This is a genomic window from Paenibacillus sp. BK720 (assembly GCF_011761545.1).
In the GTDB taxonomy this organism is placed as follows: Bacteria; Bacillota; Bacilli; order Paenibacillales; family Paenibacillaceae; genus Pristimantibacillus.
In genome coordinates this window covers 579,015-597,098 of record NZ_JAASRQ010000001.1, presented here as the reverse complement: position 1 = coordinate 597,098, position 18,084 = coordinate 579,015, and the positions used below count along the sequence as shown (strand labels likewise).

The 18,084-nt window shown below is 53.6% G+C and carries 16 protein-coding genes and 1 pseudogene; 1 reads left to right on the top strand and 16 read right to left on the bottom strand.

Annotation, left to right across the window (positions count from 1 at the left end; translation table 11 throughout):
* Position 1: 1 nt before the first annotated feature.
* The 15 genes and pseudogenes from FHT67_RS02560 to FHT67_RS02485 all read right to left on the bottom strand — a co-directional run bounded on the left by FHT67_RS02560 (position 2) and on the right by FHT67_RS02485 (position 14,959).
* Positions 2–652, bottom strand: a complete 651-nt coding sequence (locus FHT67_RS02560) for a LysM peptidoglycan-binding domain-containing protein (protein WP_167195387.1) — start codon at positions 650–652, stop codon at positions 2–4.
* Positions 642–3,719: a phage tail family protein gene (locus tag FHT67_RS02555; protein ID WP_167195385.1), complete on the bottom strand. Its 3,078-nt coding sequence runs from the start codon at positions 3,717–3,719 to the stop codon at positions 642–644. The genes FHT67_RS02560 and FHT67_RS02555 overlap by 11 nt, the downstream gene beginning before the upstream one ends.
* A gap of 209 nt (positions 3,720–3,928) precedes the next feature.
* Positions 3,929–4,366, bottom strand: coding sequence for a phage tail assembly chaperone (locus tag FHT67_RS02550; RefSeq protein WP_167195382.1), 438 nt, complete (start codon positions 4,364–4,366; stop codon positions 3,929–3,931).
* Between the two features lie 29 nt (positions 4,367–4,395).
* On the bottom strand, positions 4,396–4,845 hold the full coding sequence (locus FHT67_RS02545; protein ID WP_127496018.1) for a phage tail tube protein: 450 nt from the start codon (positions 4,843–4,845) through the stop codon (positions 4,396–4,398).
* Between the two features lie 3 nt (positions 4,846–4,848).
* Complete coding sequence (locus tag FHT67_RS02540; RefSeq protein ID WP_167195379.1) at positions 4,849–6,204, bottom strand: phage tail sheath family protein; 1,356 nt, start codon at positions 6,202–6,204, stop codon at positions 4,849–4,851.
* Between the two features lies 1 nt (position 6,205).
* On the bottom strand, positions 6,206–6,469 hold the full coding sequence (locus tag FHT67_RS02535; protein ID WP_167195376.1) for a YqzN/YkzM domain-containing protein: 264 nt from the start codon (positions 6,467–6,469) through the stop codon (positions 6,206–6,208).
* Positions 6,462–6,896, bottom strand: a complete 435-nt coding sequence (locus FHT67_RS02530) for a hypothetical protein (RefSeq protein WP_208403089.1) — start codon at positions 6,894–6,896, stop codon at positions 6,462–6,464. Before FHT67_RS02530 ends, FHT67_RS02535 begins: the two co-directional genes overlap by 8 nt.
* 211 nt (positions 6,897–7,107) lie before the next feature.
* Positions 7,108–7,452 carry a hypothetical protein gene (locus FHT67_RS02525; RefSeq protein WP_132303599.1) on the bottom strand — a complete coding sequence of 115 codons (345 nt, stop codon included), beginning with the start codon at positions 7,450–7,452 and terminating at the stop codon, positions 7,108–7,110.
* A 188-nt stretch (positions 7,453–7,640) separates the two neighbouring features.
* Positions 7,641–8,285, bottom strand: coding sequence for a HupE/UreJ family protein (locus FHT67_RS02520; protein WP_167195371.1), 645 nt, complete (start codon positions 8,283–8,285; stop codon positions 7,641–7,643).
* Between the two features lie 40 nt (positions 8,286–8,325).
* Positions 8,326–9,771 (bottom strand): annotated as a pseudogene (gene larC / locus FHT67_RS29850) (nickel pincer cofactor biosynthesis protein LarC).
* The gene (gene larB, locus FHT67_RS02505; protein ID WP_167195365.1) at positions 9,768–10,526 is read right to left on the bottom strand and encodes a nickel pincer cofactor biosynthesis protein LarB; all 759 of its coding nucleotides are present in this window, start codon (positions 10,524–10,526) and stop codon (positions 9,768–9,770) included. The pseudogene larC and the gene larB overlap by 4 nt, the downstream one beginning before the upstream one ends.
* A gap of 29 nt (positions 10,527–10,555) precedes the next feature.
* Entirely contained in the window at positions 10,556–12,025 is a 1,470-nt protein-coding gene (locus FHT67_RS02500) for a gluconokinase (protein ID WP_167195362.1), read from the bottom strand.
* Positions 12,026–12,072: 47 nt separating this feature from the next.
* Positions 12,073–12,882: an ATP-dependent sacrificial sulfur transferase LarE gene (larE, locus tag FHT67_RS02495; protein WP_167195359.1), complete on the bottom strand. Its 810-nt coding sequence runs from the start codon at positions 12,880–12,882 to the stop codon at positions 12,073–12,075.
* Between the two features lie 8 nt (positions 12,883–12,890).
* Positions 12,891–13,664 (bottom strand): SDR family oxidoreductase, encoded by a 774-nt coding sequence (locus FHT67_RS02490; RefSeq protein WP_167195356.1) that lies wholly within the window; start codon positions 13,662–13,664, stop codon positions 12,891–12,893.
* 26 nt (positions 13,665–13,690) lie between these two features.
* Entirely contained in the window at positions 13,691–14,959 is a 1,269-nt protein-coding gene (locus tag FHT67_RS02485) for a nickel pincer cofactor-dependent isomerase, group 22 (RefSeq protein WP_132303583.1), read from the bottom strand.
* A 172-nt stretch (positions 14,960–15,131) separates the two neighbouring features.
* Between FHT67_RS02485 and FHT67_RS02480 the strand changes: the two genes are divergently transcribed.
* The gene (locus FHT67_RS02480) at positions 15,132–16,298 is read left to right on the top strand and encodes an ROK family protein (RefSeq protein ID WP_167195353.1); all 1,167 of its coding nucleotides are present in this window, start codon (positions 15,132–15,134) and stop codon (positions 16,296–16,298) included.
* Between the two features lie 43 nt (positions 16,299–16,341).
* Here the strand turns inward: FHT67_RS02480 and cysI are convergent, their stop codons facing one another.
* A complete protein-coding gene (cysI, locus tag FHT67_RS02475) occupies positions 16,342–18,066 on the bottom strand; it encodes an assimilatory sulfite reductase (NADPH) hemoprotein subunit (RefSeq protein WP_167195350.1) in 1,725 nt (574 codons plus the stop codon).
* Positions 18,067–18,084 lie beyond the last annotated feature (18 nt).

Below are 18,084 nucleotides of genomic sequence, written 5' to 3'. Positions count from 1 at the left end.
ATCATGGAATCACCAGCACTTGGTTCGGATAAATAGTATAGGGCGGTTTAATGCCATTGGCCGCGGCAATTTTCTCGTAAGGCACCCCGACCATCCGGTCGATGGCCCATAACGTATCGCCTTTTTTGACGGTATAAGAGGCAGGCTTCACGGTCTGGTTCGGCCGCTGCCCCTTGCTGCTGATTTCCGCAACCTTCTGCCCGTTCTCTTCCTTCGTCTCGATCGTACGGGGCTTTGTATACTTGAACTCTCGAAGAGACAGCTCATAGTAGATGCTGCCGATATCGCCGGCAATCTCGCGGTAAGACAACGACTCGATCGTTACCGCCACCGTCAGCTTCTGCCCTTCGGGATTAATAATGACGAACTGGACGGGAAAGCCGCTGAACTTCCAGGTTTCAAGCTGGTCGACGCATTTCTTGGGAGGAGGAATATCCTTGTAGGCGCAATACGGACCGTAATGCTGGGGAAAATGGGAGGAGAATTCGTACGTCTTCAGCACCGGATCCTGAATGACCGTCACCTGGCCAAGTCCCTGAACGGTTACCGTTTCATTCGCGGAGCCCGCCGTCACCTTCAGTTCGGAAGGATTGACGGGCAGCCACAGCGATTCCGCTCCGTTGTTATAGGTGAACCAGAACTCAACCGGCATACACGCCTTCTCCTTCCGTTAATAAATCCTCTTCCAGCATCCGTTTCAGCTTCTCGATAAAACGGTCCTCGTCCGCCTCGTCATGAACGTGAATCTCGCCAACCAGGTTTGCAATCTCGACCGACTTCGAATTGTTCACCGAGCCTCCGCCGGAAGGGCCGTAAGGCTGAAGCATCGCGCTTTGCTGCTCCGCCGAAAGCTGACCGCCGCGGTACTGATTCGCCTGCTCCGAGGTGAGCACCATCTCGCCTTGGTGGAGCTCGGCAATGTAACCGTTGAAAGGCACCCGGTTCAAACCGTTCAGGTGGCTGCCGTTAATAGGCGTAACCGCCATATTCACCGTTGCCGTGGCGCTGCCGAAGATCGACTTGACCGAATCCCATATTTGCTGCACCGTCTGGACAAGCGTCCCCCACATCGATTGAAAGCCTTGAATGAGACTTTCCATAAACTGCGTTCCGAAAGACATCGCCTGCTGAACGAAGCCGGTCATCAGGTCATAGACGATCCGCACTCCCCAAGCAAAGGCGCCAACTACGATTCCCCACATCAGAGCGGTAAATTCGCCGATGCCCGTCAGTACGGGCGAAATAACCCCCCATAGCGCAGCTAGCGTGCTAGCCGCCCAGTTGTACATCGTTGTAAAGGCGTTGACGACAGCCGCGGAGACAATGCCCCAGGTCTCGATGAAAAAGGCTTTTATCGCCGTCATCGTGTTCGTAATGACCGACCACAGCGACCGCATGGCCGACTCCAATGTCTCCACCACGGTAAAAAAAGCTTTGACGGAAGCATCGATAACCGCTTCAAAGGTTCTTTTGATAAATTCGACGATTGCCGGCCCCGCCGCTTTCATAAAGCCGACAAAAGAATGAAAGCTTTGAATCGCAAAGGCAATTGCCGCGTCAATTGCGTTGCTTAGCCATTGCCTGATCGTTTGCACAGCCGTCTTCGCAAAGCCGACCGCGCTCCAAAAGCCTCGCCTAATCGCATCAATAGCCGTATTGAAGGCATTCCCAACAAAAGCGGATATAGAATCCCATGCCCTTTGAATGGCTGACCATGCGGTCTGGACAGCCGACACGACAAAGCTTGAGATGGCGCCCCAAACCTGCGTGACGATTTGCCATACCGGCATGATTGCGCCTTTTACCGTCTGATAGAGCTGACCTAGCCCAGACACATACCCGTATACGAAGGCCTTCGCGTAATGAATCGACTTGGCGGCAAAGCCGGTAAGCAGGCTGCCTATCTTGCCGATTGCTCCCATGACCGCGTTCCGGATCGTCTGTACAGCCCCTTGATGATCGCCGGCGGCTCCCTGCCATACGCCCTTGAATATGCCTCGCAGCATATCCATCGCCGCCTGCCCGATCCCAACAATGGTGTCGAAAGCGGCGGTAATGATGCCGCTCACCGATTGGAAGGCGGAACGGACAGTGTTGATGATAAAGGATCCCGCTCCGGCGACGATCTTCACCATGCCGTTCCAGACAAGCGAATAGAATTGGAAGATTCGCATCATGACGCCGGAAACGGTTGCCCATACGGATTGGAAGGCCGTGCTGACCGCCTGCCAGGCCTGCGTGAGCAGCTGCGTCGTCACCGATACGATCTTGCTCCAGGTCTGGGTCAGCCAAGCTTGCAGCTGCGCGCCAAGCTGGGTAACCGTGCTGACGAGCTGGTTCCAGCGTGCAATCGTTCCCGTTACCAGCCGGTTCGCAAATTGCTGTACGCCGGTTACGGCATTCGACCATAGCTGATTCATCCAGGCGCCAAGATCGGAGAACAGCTGCTTGGTATCCGCGATAAATTGCTTCATCGATTGAACAAAGCCGTTATACGCAGACACAATCCAGGCGATAGCCGCCTTGGTCTTGTCTTGAATGCCGCCCCAGTTACCCGTCCAGGCTGCCGTGAGCAGACCGATGGCGGCAACCACCCAGAAGATCGGATTGGACAAGAGGCCAATAAAGACGCCTATCCCCGAGATGATAGAAGCAACGGTAGAGATGACCGTAAAGGCGGCAAAGGCTGCTACAAGTCCGTTCAGAACAGGCCTTAACGAGTCGAAGTTGGCGCTAACCCAATCAAGTGCCTTTTCCAGCCAGCCAAATACCGGACCCAGCACATCGGCAAGCCATAAGAAGCTTTTCACCAGAACGTCTACGGTCTTGGCCGCTATGTTCTCCAGCTTCTTGAAGCCGCCGTTCGTCAGCCAGGTTACGAGCCGCTGCATGATGGGCTTCACCTGATCCAGCGCGGCAACTCCCGCATTTTGCAGGGAGCCCTTAAGGCCCTCCGTGACGATCTCCCACATGCCGTTCGCCGATTCGTTCAGCTTTTTGGAGCCGCCATCGAACCATTTGCCCGCATCCGTCAGGAACTTGTTCCAGCTGCCTTTCTTAAATTCGAAGCCGAATTCCTCCAGCTTCTTGTAATCCTTGCCGTTCGCGGCTTCAATCGCTTCCATGGCTTCGGCGACGGTCTTGCCGGGGTTAAAGCCAGCCATATTCTCCGCCAGCTTGACCAGCTGCATCGCCTTGCCCGTATCGCCTTTAGTCAGCTTAATAGCCTGGGTACCGCCTTTGAGCACATCATCGGCCGAGAACGCGGTTGTCTGGGCATTATCCCGCAGCGCCGTCCAATAATCGGCAAATGACTTCTGAAGGGCGGCGGCGCTTGCCGGCCCCTTCCCTTTCCCGCCTTTGCCGCCAGGCGGCTTTAGCTTGCTGACCACAAAGTCGAAGCCAATCCTGTCGGTTTCAAGATCTGCCGCTGCGCCAACGGTAGCGGTACCGAAGCTTTTCAACTGCTCGCCAACTCCGCCGAACACCTCCTGCATGCTCTTCAGATGATCGGCGAACGTTGGCTTCTTCTCTTCGGCCCCGGCAGGAGGCTTTGCGGCTGTCTTCTTGCCGAAGATAGCCTGCACCGCCTGCTTGCCAAGGCCTTGCTTCTTAAAGGTTTTAAAGCTGTTCAAAAAAACGGAGGCTCCTTTTTTCTTTGCGCCTTTTTTGAGAGCCAGTTTAAATCCTGCGCCTGTCAGTGCGGCTGCGGCTGCCATTCCTAACCGCCTCCTTCCTCTCCCGCTTGCATGGGCTCACTTGCGGCCCTGCGCGCGCGCTGCCTTTCGTTCCGCTTCGATCTCCGTAAACTCGGAGGCATAAATAAAAGCGCGGTGGTAATCATCCATTTGCCAAAGCTCCTGCGGGGGAAGATGATGCTTCTGCCAGACCCGGTGGGAGATCAGGGCATGATAATCACCACTGCGGATTAGTTTTTTGCTTCTTCCACCAGCTCTTCAAAGTCCGTATCAAAGCCGTTCACGCGCTGAACCGCTTGAATAAGCTCGGCGTATTCGCCGCCTACGTTCAGAATCTCTTTGACCAGATCGCATGGGTCCACCAGACCGTAGCTGCCCAGCAGCTCCTGATCGCGGAAATCCGGATAAACGGTTGTTTCAACGGCCAGACGGCAGGCGAACCGTTTCCAGTCCACTTCTTCGCCGACTTTCTTGCCTTTTTTGAATTGCGGTACCGTGCATTCGTCCTGCAGCTCTTCGATCCGCTTAGTGTCCACAGCTTTCAGCCGGAATGGAATCGGGTTGCCTTCCTCATCCTCGTAACGCCGCGATACGAGGATCTCCTCGATAACTGCCTGCTTCGCCTTGCCCTTCATGAACACATTCATCGATTTTGTTGCCGTTGTCATGGTCCATTCCCCTTCCGAGTTAGAGAGTATTATTCAAAGCCGTCCTTAAGAGCCTCCGGTATTTCGGCACCTTCGAAGGTAAACGGAATTTCCTCTTCCAGCACTTCGGCTTCTACGTTGAACTGTCCGATCTTTACCGAATCAATATTGCAGTTCAGCAGCGTTATGCGTTCTGTACCGCGGCCGGAGCCCGGATCGTCAAGCACGCCCTGCAGCGTGAAATACACATCTTTGCCCGAGGTTGCGTATTCCAGCAGCATTTTGGAGAACTTGGTCGTTACTTTATAAAGCGTCAACGTACCGGTACCGCTTAAGGATGTTGTCTTCTTGCCAAGCCAGCGGTTGCCGAGAACGGCCACGTCCACCTTGTTCTTCTCGATCGTCGCTTCAAACGACTTGGCGTAGCCGATTTCCTCGCTGTCAATAAACAGTCTTGCTTCCCGGCCGTTGATCGTATTGTCCGCACGGAATTTTGCCATCGATTATCGCACCTCCACTGTAAAGAAAAATTTCTCCATACTGTCTACCGGCTGAATGCCCAGATTGACATACACTTCGTCCCCAACCGATCGGACCGTGTCGATCTCGAAATCTTTAATAAAATCAACGTTCTGGATTGCCCCGGCATCCTGCAGATCGCGCAAATATTGGTTGGCGGCAGCCTTGAGCAGGGCATGGCCGTCTCCGTTATTATCGATTTTGCCGATATAGCTGTCGTTAGCCACGCGCGCGAAATCGTTCGCGATCGCGTCAAGGACACGGACCACGCGATTTTTCGAGAAGCGGCCGTTGCGGGTCTGCGAATAGGATACGAGAGAGTTGATATCCTGCTCGACCTTCACCTTCACGCCGTCGTGAACAAAGACGAATTGGCCTTTCTTCAGCGCCTCGATCACCTGGCTGTTCTTCAGACGCGGATTCGCGTCAACCGCTCCTTCATAAGCGCTGTACGTATTGGACTGAATGATCGAAGCTCCGGCGGTAGCTCCGGCTACCCAGGCAACGGCATCCAGCGCGCTCAGCGTGGTGCCGTCCAGCAATACCACGCCGTTGCCAACGCTGACGATTCCTTCATAGTCCGAAATATTGGAGAATGCTCCGTCTTTTACGGGCGACGCGATAACGCCTTGAATTTTCTTGCCTTCTTCCTCGCGCATCCGCTTGATAAACGATATAAACGAGATTTTGAGATTATCATCCGAGAATGGATAGGCGATAACGTCAAAATGCTGCGTCTCCGTCGCTTCCAGATACTCCGTATGATCTCCGCCCGTTACCGAGCTGTTTGTACCTCCCGCAAGCGGGGAGCCCGCTGTCTTCTCAACGCCGCCCGTACCGGAGAACGTTACCCAAGCGTTAGCCTTCAGCTCGGACGCGCTGCCGACGAGCTGCTGGTCAACAACACGGCCGCTCACCAGCGTTTTAACCAGCTTCTTTGCCGCTCCGGACGGGTCATCCTCTGCAGCTATGGCAATATCATTGCCTCTTGATCCGGTATGTATGGCCGTTGCCGTTACGGCGTTAGTATCCGCGCCAAATGTCACCTTCGCACGTTCGCCGGCATTCAGCCTGTAGAGAAGCAGCGTCTTCGCCCGCTTCTTCGCTTCGCGCACCTTGATCATCTTCGGATCGTTGATGTCGTAGCCAAGCAGCTCAAGCACATCGCTGTCGGTCTCAATCTTCAGGAACGTTTTCGACTGCCCCCAGCCCAGCTCAAGCGGCATCGTTACCGTGCCTCGCTCGCCGGATTTGATCCGCTCGAGCGCGGCGATTTTGAAGTTCATATACAATCCCGGTCTTACCTTCTCCACGCCTTGAATCCATGTTCCTCCCGCCATCTTAACGAACCTCCCTTTGCATATAGGCCTTGATCAGCGCTTGCGCTTCCGCAATGGTCAGCTCATGAGCGCTTGCTCCGTATAAAGCACCGTCAACCACTTCCGGATTTACCCGGAATAGCTCCCGCGCGTTTCGGCGCAGGCTTTCCGCCGTATAACGCGTCTCCGCCGTTTCTAATCCCGCGGCAGCCGGCGCGCTTTCGAGCGCATCTCCGGGTACTTGCGCCGGTGGCGGCTGGACCTCGCTTTTTCTAGGTCTAGGCATCGCTTTTCATCCTTTCCGTAACCGTTACGGTATTTACTTTCTCGTACGTTTCCCTTTCAAAGCCGATCTGTCTGGACCACTCCAGCGTTAATTGAGCTTCTCCGGTGCCGCCCATCTGAAGATCGAGCTTGTCAATTCGAATGAACTCGCCGGTCCTTGCACCATCCTCGGCGAGGCAAGGAATCCGGTACCTCGGCGCGCGGATCGCGTCCGCTATGCTGTCGGCCGTCGTAAATGCTTTGCTGTCGGTCTCCTCGAACACCTTGATCACTAGCGTATACGTCTTGCGGAACGACACCAGGTTGCCCGGGCTGTCTGCAATCCGCGGCGGCGGGAACGCCAAGGCCGGCAGCGTCTTCTCCTCCGGCACATCGCCTATATACAGTTCGGCGCTGATCAGCTCCCCGCAAAAGGACGCAATCGACACGATGTCGGCAAACAAAATCGACCAGCCCCTTCATGAACGTAATCTGTTTCAGTGTAAGCTGAGCAGAGCTTATTTTCGGTACATGCCCTGTATGAGTTCCGTATGAATATGGCTTAAGAAATGCCTAGTTTTTGACTAAAGCTAAGCGAAACGCCTCTCCGGACAACAAAAAAAAGCCTCCCGCAGGAAGCTTCTGTTTTCGTATCGTCTGTCAGATCATATTGGCTGCTTTTAAGATGGAAGATATCGTATGTATGGCTCTCGACTTGTAAACATCGTAAGTGCTCTTTGGTATCTTCAGCACAAATTCGTATATGTATTTATCCTTCTTCTGCTCAAAAAAACATCGGGTCAAAATTTCCTTCCCCTCATAAGGCAGCGCCTCCAGCGCCCGTTCGATCGCTTTGCATTTTCCGGCATATTCAGCAATTTGGTCAACCCTATGATCCCACTCGGAAATATCGACTACCGCTTTCATTGACGGGTAAGCTTTCAGCAGCTGCTTCACCATCCGGCGATCGGAGTCCGTCACCTCTACATGGGCCTCAAGCAGCATGCTATTACATTCCTCCATCAGAATCAAAATAACCTAGATTACCTAGCTGAACATCACCCTCCATTTAAAGGTAATACCTATTTTACCAAAATTTTCTGTTTTGTGAACAGTTCCTTTGAACTATAAAAAAACGGGAATAGTCACCATGGTTTACCATGCGATCTATTCCCGTTGTCTTCAGGAAGCTGCTATTTCACCCACAATTTAAATAGTCCTTCCGTAATCCCAAGGTTGTACATGTAATAAAGGCCGAACAAAAAGCTCACCGTGCCCGCGGCCTGCATCAAACCGCGGTTCCATTTGACGCTTGTCTTGCTATATACAAACGGAATGCCCAAAATCGTTGTGAAAATCAGCATGCCCGTAATCGTTCCGATGCCGAATACCAGAATGTACATCGCGCATTCCCATACCGATTCTACCGTCGACAGGGTCAGAATAACCATAGCGGCGCTGCCGGCCAAGCCATGAATAAATCCGATGACCGTTACTTTGATGAGGGAGGACTTGTCGTGCTGATGGGAATGCTGGTAAGCGCGCTTTACCGATACGACGTTTTTATATCCCAAGTAAACGAGCATAATCCCTACCAGAAACTCCAGCGACATCGCCCACACTTCCGGAAGCTCTCCCTTTAGCAGGACAAGCACCATTCCTACGATAAACAAGGTGCTGGTATGGCCGATGCCCCAGAAGATCCCCGTTAACGTAGACCGCCACAGCTTTTTTTGATTGCTTACCATCGTTGACACCGCGATAATATGGTCGGGTTCAATGGAATGCTTGATGCCAAGCACCAGACCAACAAGCAGAACCGTTATTAAACTCCCCATCCCCTATAGCCTCCCGAAATTCCTGTCTCTCTTCGTCCATTTAACCATTTTGTTCCATCCGAACTCTATCATAAACCTGTTTAAGAGGGATGCCAAGCGTGCTTGCGATTTTTTTGCAATCCTCGTATTCCGGTGCCCATTGGACTACTTCTCCGTTATATAAGCCTTTCTTGACCGTGACTGGCCCCCATTCCGTATGGACGGTTTCAAACACCCGCTCCAGCCGGTGAACGGTCAGCGGATAATAGCGGATGCCAAGCGTGGTTGTCTCTCGGAACAAGATCGCTTTCATCGCCTCTACTTTGTCCTGCGCGCATAACAGCTGAAGCATCGTTCCCGGTCTGTTCTTCTTCATATAGATCGGGGTATAGAATACATCATTGGCGCCCGCCTCAAACAGCAAGTCCATTACGTACCCGAGCCACTCGCCCGAAATATCGTCCAGGTTCACTTCGAGCTTGACCATTCCGCTGTCTTCATGCTCATATGCCGGCTGATTTAACATGACTCCCGACTCCTATCCCTGCAGCTATTCGCCAATGACAACGCGCAGCACATTCGGATGTTCCGGGAACGTCTTTGTCCCAGCTCCGTATCCGATCGCCTCCACCTTGAACGAAGGCATGGGGCCAAAGCTCTCGGCAAGCACCGCTGCGATAGCGGCGCCGGTTGGCGTAGTAAGCTCCGCGCGGATCGTCGACTGCTCGAGCGGAATGCCCTTAAGCATTTCGAGCGTTGCCGGCGCCGGCACCGGATAAATGCCGTGATCGATCCGGATTTTGCCGACTCCTACCGGTACGGGCGCGCATTTCACCGTTGTAATCTGCAACTGGTGAAGCAGAATCGCCGCACCGACAATATCCACGATGGAATCTACGGCGCCTACCTCGTGAAAATGAACCCGTTCCAGCGGCAAGCCATGAATCTTCCCTTCGGCCTCGCCAATCTTCTTGAAGATCTTAAGCGCGGTCTGCTTAACCGCGTCCGTCAAGTCGGACTTTTCGATCAGTTGGACAATGTCTTTATACGCCCGATGATCATGGTGGTGATGGCCATGATCATGCGAATGACTGCGGCCGTGATGATGCTCGTGATCGTGCGAATGGCTGTAGCCATGGTTGTGATCATGACTATGCGAATGATGGTGATGGTCATGCTGGTGCTCGTGGTCATGTTGGTGGTCATGATCATGATGATGCCCGTGATCGTGGTCATGATGATCATGATCGTGCTCGTGGCTGTGCCCATGATGATGCTCATGACCATGGCTGTGCGCATGGCCCTCATGCTTCAGCTCGACATCAAACTTCAAAGCCTTGATGCCGTTCTTCATCACATGCTTCCAGGTGAGGTCGTATTCGTCGCTGATCTGAAGCTTTTTCAGCTCTGCCTGCAGATGAGCGGCGTCGCCTCCCGCATCCAGGAGAGCGCCGATAAACATGTCTCCGCTAATGCCGGAGAAGCAATCGATATACAAGGTTTTCATAGGCCAGCGGCTCCTTTGTTTATAAGGTGATGGATAAGCGCGGCGTTGTATCCGCCGCCAAATCCGTTGTCGATGTTGACTACGCTGATGCCGGAGGCGCATGAATTCAGCATGGTGAGAAGCGCCGACAGTCCGTTGAAGCTAGCGCCGTAGCCCACGCTGGTCGGCACCGCAATAACCGGATGGGCGACAAGGCCGCCTACAACGCTTGGCAGCGCCCCTTCCATTCCGGCTACCACGACGGAAACGGCGGCTTGCTGAATCTCTTCCGCATGATGCAGCAGGCGGTGAATGCCCGCAACCCCAACATCGTAGAAGCGGCGTACGCGGCTTCCCAGAACTTCAGCCGTTACAGCCGCTTCTTCGGCAACGCCCAGATCCGAAGTGCCGGCCGCCACAACCGCAACATACCCGTTCAGCTTACTCTCTTGATTATCCGCATGCTTCCAGAACAGAAGTCTCGCTACGGGATCGTATTGATAATCGGAGCATTCGATCCGAATCTGATCCGCCTTTTCCCGAGACACGCGAGTAATAAGAACCTCATGATTTTGCGTCTGCAAAGCTTTCGCAATCCCGATGATTTGCTCCGCCGACTTGCCTTCCCCATAGATGATTTCAGGGAAGCCCTGGCGTTTTTTCCGGTGATGGTCCACCTTCGCAAAGCCCAGATTCTCGAATGTCGCCAGCTGCTTGGCTGCATCCTCTACGCTAAGCCCGCCGTTCTGTACCTGTCTTAGCACTTCTTCAAGCATGTATTCACCTCTTAAGCCTTTTCGGATCTTTAGAACAATGCTGCAATACTAGCTGCCAATTTCTCGTAGCGATCATAAATGGCTTTATACGCCTTGCTGTTCCCGGAATTCGGATGCACCGCTTCCCCCATCGGGATATTAGACTTGATTGAAGCCAGATCCTTTTCTTCCCCGATAGCGACCAGCCCAATCCAGGCGGCTCCCCAAGCCGCGCTGTGGTGGTTCTCCGAAACGTAAATCTCCGCTTCGAAAATATCCGCCATCATCTGCAGCCAAAACGGCGAACGCGCCAAGCCCCCGTTGACGTAAATTTTCCGGGAAGGTCCGGCAAGCTGCTCCAAAGCCCGTCCAATCTGATACAGATTAAACGTAATGCCTTCCAGCACGGCGCGGACATAATGCGCCTTCGTATGGGCAACGGTCATGCCGTAAAAATTGCCTCTTGCCCGCGGATTCCAGAGCGGCGCTCTCTCCCCGTTAATATACGGGAGGAACAGCAGGCCTTCGGCACCGGGAGCGGACTTATCCGCCTCCGCGAGGAAGCTCTCGTAGCTGCCTTGATCATTCAAAAGCTGCTTCAGCCATTGCAGCGCGATGCCGCCATTGTTCGTAGGTCCGCCGATAATATAGGAATCCTCGGTAAACGAATAGCAGAACGTCTCGCCGCGGCTGCTGACTTTCGCCTCATGGGTTACCTGACGGATTGCTCCGCTTGTCCCGACCGATACGGCAACCTCCCCGGGCAGCAGCGCGCCAATCCCCAGATTGGCCAGCTGGCCGTCTGCGGCGCCAATGGCCACGGGCAGCTCCGGAGCGATTCCCATTTCTTCTGCAATATCAGGGTTTATCGCACCTAAAAGGGTCGTAGGAGCAACAATCTCGGATAGCTGGCTTGCCTGAATACCGACCAAATCCAGCATTTCCCCATCCCACTCGCGCGTATGCGGGTTAAACAATCCGGTAGCCGATGCCATCGAATAGTCGATGACCCGCTTGCCAAACCAGCAATAAATCAGATATTCCTTAATCGACATAAAGAAGGCTGCTTGATGGTAAGGCTCGTAGCCGGCGTCCTTCATCCATAACAGCTTCAGAAAGGGCGACATCGGATGGATTGGCGTACCCGTCCTTGCATAGTAACGCTGACGCTCTTCCTCTGTCAGGCGTTCCGCCTGATCCGTACCTCTTCCGTCCGACCAGATCAAGGCAGGAGATAACGGCTTGCCATCCCCGCCTACCGGCACAAGAGAATGCATAGCCGCGGAAAATCCGAGGACGGCAACGTCGTCCTTTCCGATTCCCGCTTTTTGAATCGCATAGCGTACAGCGAGAACGGCCGAACGTTCAATCGCTTCCGCGTCCTGCTGAACATAGCCTACCTGCGGGTATTCGGAGTGAATAAGCTCCTCCGACTCCGCAACCAGATGGCCCACGCGGTTAAAAACACAGGCTTTGGCGCTGGTTGTGCCCAGATCAAGCCCAATGACGTAATTTGACATTCCGATAAACCTTCCTTTTCCCCAAGCGTAAACGGCTTTTGGTCCGATTATAGATGAAGCGATCGATTCATGCTGCCGCTCCGGTATCCGAGCAGGTCAAGGGTTACGTATTTATAACCAAAGGCTTGAAGCTGCTCTACGATTGCCTCGTGATGAGCGAGGACAAGCGGCATATCGCCAGGCTCTACCTCTATTCTAGCAATCTCGTCGTGAGTACGCACGCGAACTTGGCGAATACGGAGCGATTTCAAGTAAGCCTCCGCGCGTTCCACCTTCAGGAGCTTCTCGTTCGTAATTCTCTCGCCGTAAGCAATCCTTGAGGACAAGCAGGCAAAGGAAGGCTTATCCCATGTCGGCAGGCCAAAGGAACGGGACAGCTCCCGGATTTCCTGTTTATATAAATCCGCCTCCAGCAGCGGGCCTCTAACGCCTCTTTCCTTGGCCGCCTGCATGCCGGGACGGTGCTCATTCTTGTCATCCGCGATTACGCCGTACACCAGATTGGCGAAGGAACGCTCTTCCAGCAGCGGGAACAGGTGATCAAACAAGCTGCTTTTGCAAAAATAACAACGGTTCTTATTGTTCTCCGCATATCCGGGAATGGCGAGCTCCGAAGTCGAAACGACCTCATGCTGAACGCCGATTTGCTTCGCCAGCCTCTTGGCCTCTTCCAGCTCGCTGGACGGATAAGTCTCCGAGTCGGCCGTAACGGCAAGCACGTTCCCGGTCCCAAGCGTCTCGACCGCCGCTTTTAACAGAAAGGTGCTGTCCACCCCTCCGGAAAAAGCAACCACAACCGATCCCATCTCGCGAAGGATGTCCTGCAGGGCAACATATTTTTCAGTCGGCACTTCCATTCCCCTCTCTAGATCGTCATGCTGCCGAAACCGCCGTCCACGCGGATCAGGGTTCCCGTTACGAAGCCCGATGCTTTCTCCGAAGCCAGCCATACCGCTGCGCCTTGAAGCTCCTCCGGCGTTCCGAACCGATTCATCGGCGTATGCCGCATAATCGAGGCAACACGTTCCTCGCTTAATATTTTACGGTTCTGTTCAGCCGGGAAGAACCCCGGAATAATGGCATTCACCCGGATGCCTTGCTCGGCGAACTCGCGCGCAAGGAACTGCGTAACGCTGTTAAGACCTGCCTTGGATACCGAATAAGTAAACACTCTGGACAGCGGAGTTGTGGAGGATACGGAGGAAATATTAATAATGCTGCCCGTCCGCTGCTGCTCGATCATCCGCTTCGCGAAGATTTGGCAGGTGAGCACGATTCCTTTCAGGTTGACGTCCATGATGTCGTCATACTCTTCCATTTCCAGCTCGAAGAATGGCGTTGCGCTGTTTTTGCCAGGAGCATTCAGCAAAACATCGCAACCGCCTCTCCATGCTTCAATCTCCGACTGCACCTTAAGCAGCGATTCCTTTGACAATACATCCGCATGGAACGCCTTCGCGCTGCCGCCATCGCTGATAATGGAGTCCACGACATCCTGCGCCTTTTCGAGATTCCGTCCGACAATCGCAACATGCGCGCCATGAGCGGCAAGACCTGCTGCCATCGAAGAACCCAGTACGCTGTTGCCGCCGATTACGACCGCCGTTTTCCCCGTCAAATCAAATAGATTAGCCGTCATTTCTCTTCTCTCCCCATGTCTATGATCTAGAACAAGTTCCCGTCTTTATCGAAATCCAGCTCATACAAATCCTTCACAATTTCCATGCGCGGATGATGCTTCACGTATTCCAGTAGAGCTTCAGACACTTCAATCTCGCCGATCTCCAGCGTGTTTTTGATTCGTACCATTTTCACTTGGTCAAAATGCAGAATATTGCAGGTCTTGATCGATGCTTGAATCGTCTCGCGGTCATTCGGAAGCGTCGTGGCAATCTTGGTTGGCGCCACAACCGTCGAAGTTAGACCGTTTGCATACGTCTTCTCAAGGTCCATCTTGTCTACGAGACGCTGCGTTGTGAAATCCGCCGTTCCAACGCCGTTCGCGTTGCCTTCCGTCTGATGCGTCAGGTCAAGCACCGCCATTTTGTTCACGTCCGGCCCGCCGTGGGCGTAAGGCGTCGGATAACGGCCCGTAATGTTCGGATCCATGCCGTCGCCGCTGATGTTCTTGCCGATCTGGTCAATAATGAGCACGTCAAGCTGGTCGAAGAAAAGCTTAGGCAGCAGCTCTTTCGCTTGGGCAAGGAATTGCGGCTCCCGCTCTACGATTTCATCCGGCGTCAGCGTTTCGATGAACCGTACTTTATCGAAAGCATTCTCGATCGACGCTACGCCAAACAGCACCGGCTTCTGCTCCATAATAAGCTTTGCCATAGCCGGGACATTCTCCGCCATGTATTTGAAGCCAAGCTGATGGCACGCCTCGGCGCCTCTTTGCTTGCCTAGACCGATGCTGATCATCTTCATGATACCGCTTTCCACATTACCCCTAAACGCCGTATGCGGCTTCACGCGGTTAATCACGACAATGCCGTCGGCCGCGGCGGCGAATTTATCCAAATAGACGGGAAGGCCGTTCGGAAGCTCGCCAAGCTGCACGACCTCCATCGAGGAGCGAATCTCGCAGCCTGCCGTTTCCTCCGTTACGCCCAGATGCGCCAGCACCTCGCGTTGTCCTTCCGCCGTCGCGCCGCCATGGCTTCCCATGCTGGGAACGATAAAAGGCTTCGCTCCGGCATCCTTCAGGAACTTCACGGTAACCGCCGTAATCTCCACCAGGCGGTCAAGTCCGCGGCTGCCCACCGCGATTGCAATCTCCATCCCCGGTTTGACGCGGCTTGTAATTTGCTCCCGCCGGAGCTTCGGCAGCAGCTCGCTTGCGATATCCTCTATTTTTGTATCGTCGAAGTTGACTTTCACCTTGGCCATGCGCGGAATCGGAATATCCTTGACCAGATCCTGCAAAATACCCATCCTGTCATCGCTCCTTTTATCGCTCTAATAATTTGTTTGTTTAATGAACAAATTAATTGTATTATCAATGTAACAAGCACTATCTCCATTGTCAATTCCGTATTTGCTACTATGCTTACGATGCAAGAATCGTCACAAAAACCGTGTGACGATTCTTTTTAGGAGGATTACGATGATTACCGGCGACGCTTCTTATATAAAGAAAATGAATCGCTCTTTGATTCTGAAAGAAATTTTGAAGGAAGGCATGCTTTCGAGAGCCGACGTCTCCAAAGCAACCGCCCTTACCCGGGCGACGGTGTCGGGACAGGTCGCGGACCTGCTTGACGAGGAACTGGTCGTCGAGAAAGAAATCGAATACAACCAGGTCGGCCGCAAGCCGATTATGCTGTCCATCAACGCGGAGGCCGGATACGCAATCGGCATCGATCTGGAGTATGATCAGATTTCCTTTGCGATCTCGGATCTGCAAGGCTCTCTTGTCTTAACCGACACTATGAAGCTGCAGCAATACAACGCTTATGAGGATATCTTGCTCTTGCTGACCGGGCAGATCAAGCGCTACCAGGAGCGTTTCGCGGACAGCCGATACGGCATTATCGGCATCGTAATCGCCATTCACGGCCTGGTCTCAACGGATGAAGTGATTCATTACATCCCTTCTTTTGACTGGCATGACGTACCGCTAAAGCGTGATCTGGAGAACGCTCTCGGCCTGCAGGTCAAGCTGGAGAACAACGCGAATCTCAGCGCATTCGCAGAGCGCGTATTTTTCCATCACGAGACCAACGATCTGTTAAGCGTAACCTTGCATTCCGGCATCGGGATGGGTATGATGTTTAACCACTCCTTCTTCCGGGGGCAAGACGGCTTTGCCGGGGAGATTGGCCATATGATAGTTGTTCCCGGCGGCATTCCGTGCAATTGCGGCAATAAAGGCTGCTGGGAGAAATACGCTTCCGAGACTAGCGTCCTCCAGCTATTGCGCGCCAAAAAGCCGGGCGAGGACATGACTTACGCGCAAATCGGGCGCTGGATTGAAGCGAAGGATCCGGACGTGACGGAGCTCATGGAGCAGTTCATCTATTATCTGTCCATCGGACTCAATAACATGATCAATATTTATAATCCCGAGGTTGTTGTGCTGGACAGCGAATTGCTGCGGATTTATCCGGATTCCCTTCAGCTTATTGAAGCGAATTTAAACTCCAGGGTCAGCCACTACCGCGAGATCAAGATTTCGACCATCGGGAAAAAATCCTGCGTGCTTGGCGCATGCGCGATTGCCATTCAGAGCTTCCTGCAGGTCCCCGTCTTGAATCTTCCGTATAAAGGGTAAGAAAAAAAGCGGTGCAGAGTTTATTCTCTGCACCGCTTTGCTTTTATTCGTGGAAATTCGTTCCGTCCGTTACAGCCTTCACATAACCCGCACGGATGACAAAGTCGCCGAAATTCTCGCCTTGGTTGCGCTCGGCCGCATACCGGTTAATGATTGGCGCAAGGGTATCAACGATTTCGTCTTCGCCGATATTTTCTTTGTACATCTTGCTGAGGCGGTCGCCCGCGAAGCCGGCACCCATGTACATGTTGTATTTGCCGGGCGATTTGCCGATAAAGGAAATTTCGCCAAGCGCCGGACGCGCGCAGCCGTTCGGGCAGCCTGTCATCCGGATGTTGATCTCTTGGTCCGCCAGTCCCGCGTTAGCAAGGATTGGCTCCAGACGGTCGATCAGGGACGGCAGATAACGCTCTGCTTCGGCCATGGCAAGACCGCATGTCGGGAGGGCTACGCAGGACAAAGCGCTGCGGCGAAGCGCCGAATAGTTGGAGCCTTCCGCAATGCCGAATTCCTTCAGAAGCGCAACGATTTTCGTCTTCTTCTGAGCGGAAACGTTAGCAATCACCAGGTTTTGGTTAGCCGTCAAACGGAAATCTCCGGTATGGATCTTGGCAATCTCGCGAAGCGCCGATCTCAGCTTATTGCCTTCCGTATCAACAACGCGGCCGCCTTGAACGTACAGGTTCAAATTCCATTTGCCGTCTTTACCTTTGATCCAGCCGTAACGGTCGCCCGTATGCTCGAAGCGGAATTCGCGGGCAGGCGCAAGCTCCCAGCCGAGACGGTCATGCAGCTCGTCAATGAACCAAGGCAAGCCATGACGGTCGATCGTATATTTGAAACGAGCGTATTTACGTACGGAACGATTGCCATAGTCGCGTTGGATCGTCACGACTTTTTCCGCCACATCCAATACTTGATCAGGGGTTACAAAACCGATGACTTTGGCAAGCTGCGGGTAAGTCGCCGTATCGCCGTGCGTCATGCCCATGCCGCCGCCAACGCTGACGTTAAAGCCGGCAAGCTTGCCGTCTTCGCCAAGGATGGCAATAAACCCAAGATCCTGCGAGTACACGTCCACGTCATTCGAAGGAGGAACCGCAATACCGATCTTGAACTTACGCGGCAGGTAGACCGGTCCGTAGATCGGTTCCACTTCGCCTTGCTCCGCGCCGTCCACAACCTTCTCGCCGTCCAGCCAGATTTCATGGTAAGCGGGCGTTTTTGGCGCCAGATGCTTCGTCAGCTGCTGCGACCAGTAGTACACTTCGCTATGAAGCTCCGATTGGTACGGGTTAGGATTGCACATGACGTTACGGCTAACGTCCCCGCACGCAGCCAGTGTAGACAGCATAGCCGCATTGATTTCTTGAATTGTTTTTTTCAGGTTCCATTTCAATACGCCATGCAGCTGGAACGCTTGACGCGTAGTCAGCTTCAGGCTTCCTGTCCCGTATTTATCGGCCAGGCTGTCCATCAGAAGCCATTGCTCCGGAGTCGCGACACCGCCGGGCGTAACGACGCGAAGCATAAATTGATAATAAGGCTCGAGCTTTTGCTTCTGACGCTCGTTGCGATAATCGCGGTCGTCCTGCATGTAGCTGCCGTGGAATTTCAGAAGTCGGTTATCCAGCTCGGGAAGGCCGCCCGTAATCCGGTTCGCCAGCGACTCGGTCAACGAACCGCGCAAATAGTTACTTTCGAGTTTCAGATGCTCCACGTCGCTCGGCGGTCCGCCGACGGGCTCGACTTTATGGTTCTTTGCCATTGCTGTTAGCTCCTTTGC

Excerpts from the sequence above, each read along its gene's own strand:
- FHT67_RS02535 (WP_167195376.1), bottom strand. The coding sequence starts at position 6,469 with ATGCCTAGACCTAGAAAAAGCGAGGTCCAGCCGCCACCGGCGCAAGTA.
- FHT67_RS02540 (WP_167195379.1), bottom strand. The coding sequence starts at position 6,204 with ATGGCGGGAGGAACATGGATTCAAGGCGTGGAGAAGGTAAGACCGGGA.
- FHT67_RS02480 (WP_167195353.1), top strand. The coding sequence starts at position 15,132 with ATGATTACCGGCGACGCTTCTTATATAAAGAAAATGAATCGCTCTTTG.
- FHT67_RS02560 (WP_167195387.1), bottom strand. The coding sequence starts at position 652 with ATGCCGGTTGAGTTCTGGTTCACCTATAACAACGGAGCGGAATCGCTG.
- FHT67_RS02550 (WP_167195382.1), bottom strand. The coding sequence starts at position 4,366 with ATGACAACGGCAACAAAATCGATGAATGTGTTCATGAAGGGCAAGGCG.
- FHT67_RS02500 (WP_167195362.1), bottom strand. The coding sequence starts at position 12,025 with ATGTCAAATTACGTCATTGGGCTTGATCTGGGCACAACCAGCGCCAAA.
- FHT67_RS02485 (WP_132303583.1), bottom strand. The coding sequence starts at position 14,959 with ATGGGTATTTTGCAGGATCTGGTCAAGGATATTCCGATTCCGCGCATG.
- FHT67_RS02520 (WP_167195371.1), bottom strand. The coding sequence starts at position 8,285 with ATGGGGAGTTTAATAACGGTTCTGCTTGTTGGTCTGGTGCTTGGCATC.
- FHT67_RS02545 (WP_127496018.1), bottom strand. The coding sequence starts at position 4,845 with ATGGCAAAATTCCGTGCGGACAATACGATCAACGGCCGGGAAGCAAGA.
- larB (WP_167195365.1), bottom strand. The coding sequence starts at position 10,526 with ATGCTTGAAGAAGTGCTAAGACAGGTACAGAACGGCGGGCTTAGCGTA.
- FHT67_RS02525 (WP_132303599.1), bottom strand. The coding sequence starts at position 7,452 with ATGCTGCTTGAGGCCCATGTAGAGGTGACGGACTCCGATCGCCGGATG.
- FHT67_RS02555 (WP_167195385.1), bottom strand. The coding sequence starts at position 3,719 with ATGGCAGCCGCAGCCGCACTGACAGGCGCAGGATTTAAACTGGCTCTC.
- cysI (WP_167195350.1), bottom strand. The coding sequence starts at position 18,066 with ATGGCAAAGAACCATAAAGTCGAGCCCGTCGGCGGACCGCCGAGCGAC.
- larE (WP_167195359.1), bottom strand. The coding sequence starts at position 12,882 with ATGGAAGTGCCGACTGAAAAATATGTTGCCCTGCAGGACATCCTTCGC.
- FHT67_RS02490 (WP_167195356.1), bottom strand. The coding sequence starts at position 13,664 with ATGACGGCTAATCTATTTGATTTGACGGGGAAAACGGCGGTCGTAATC.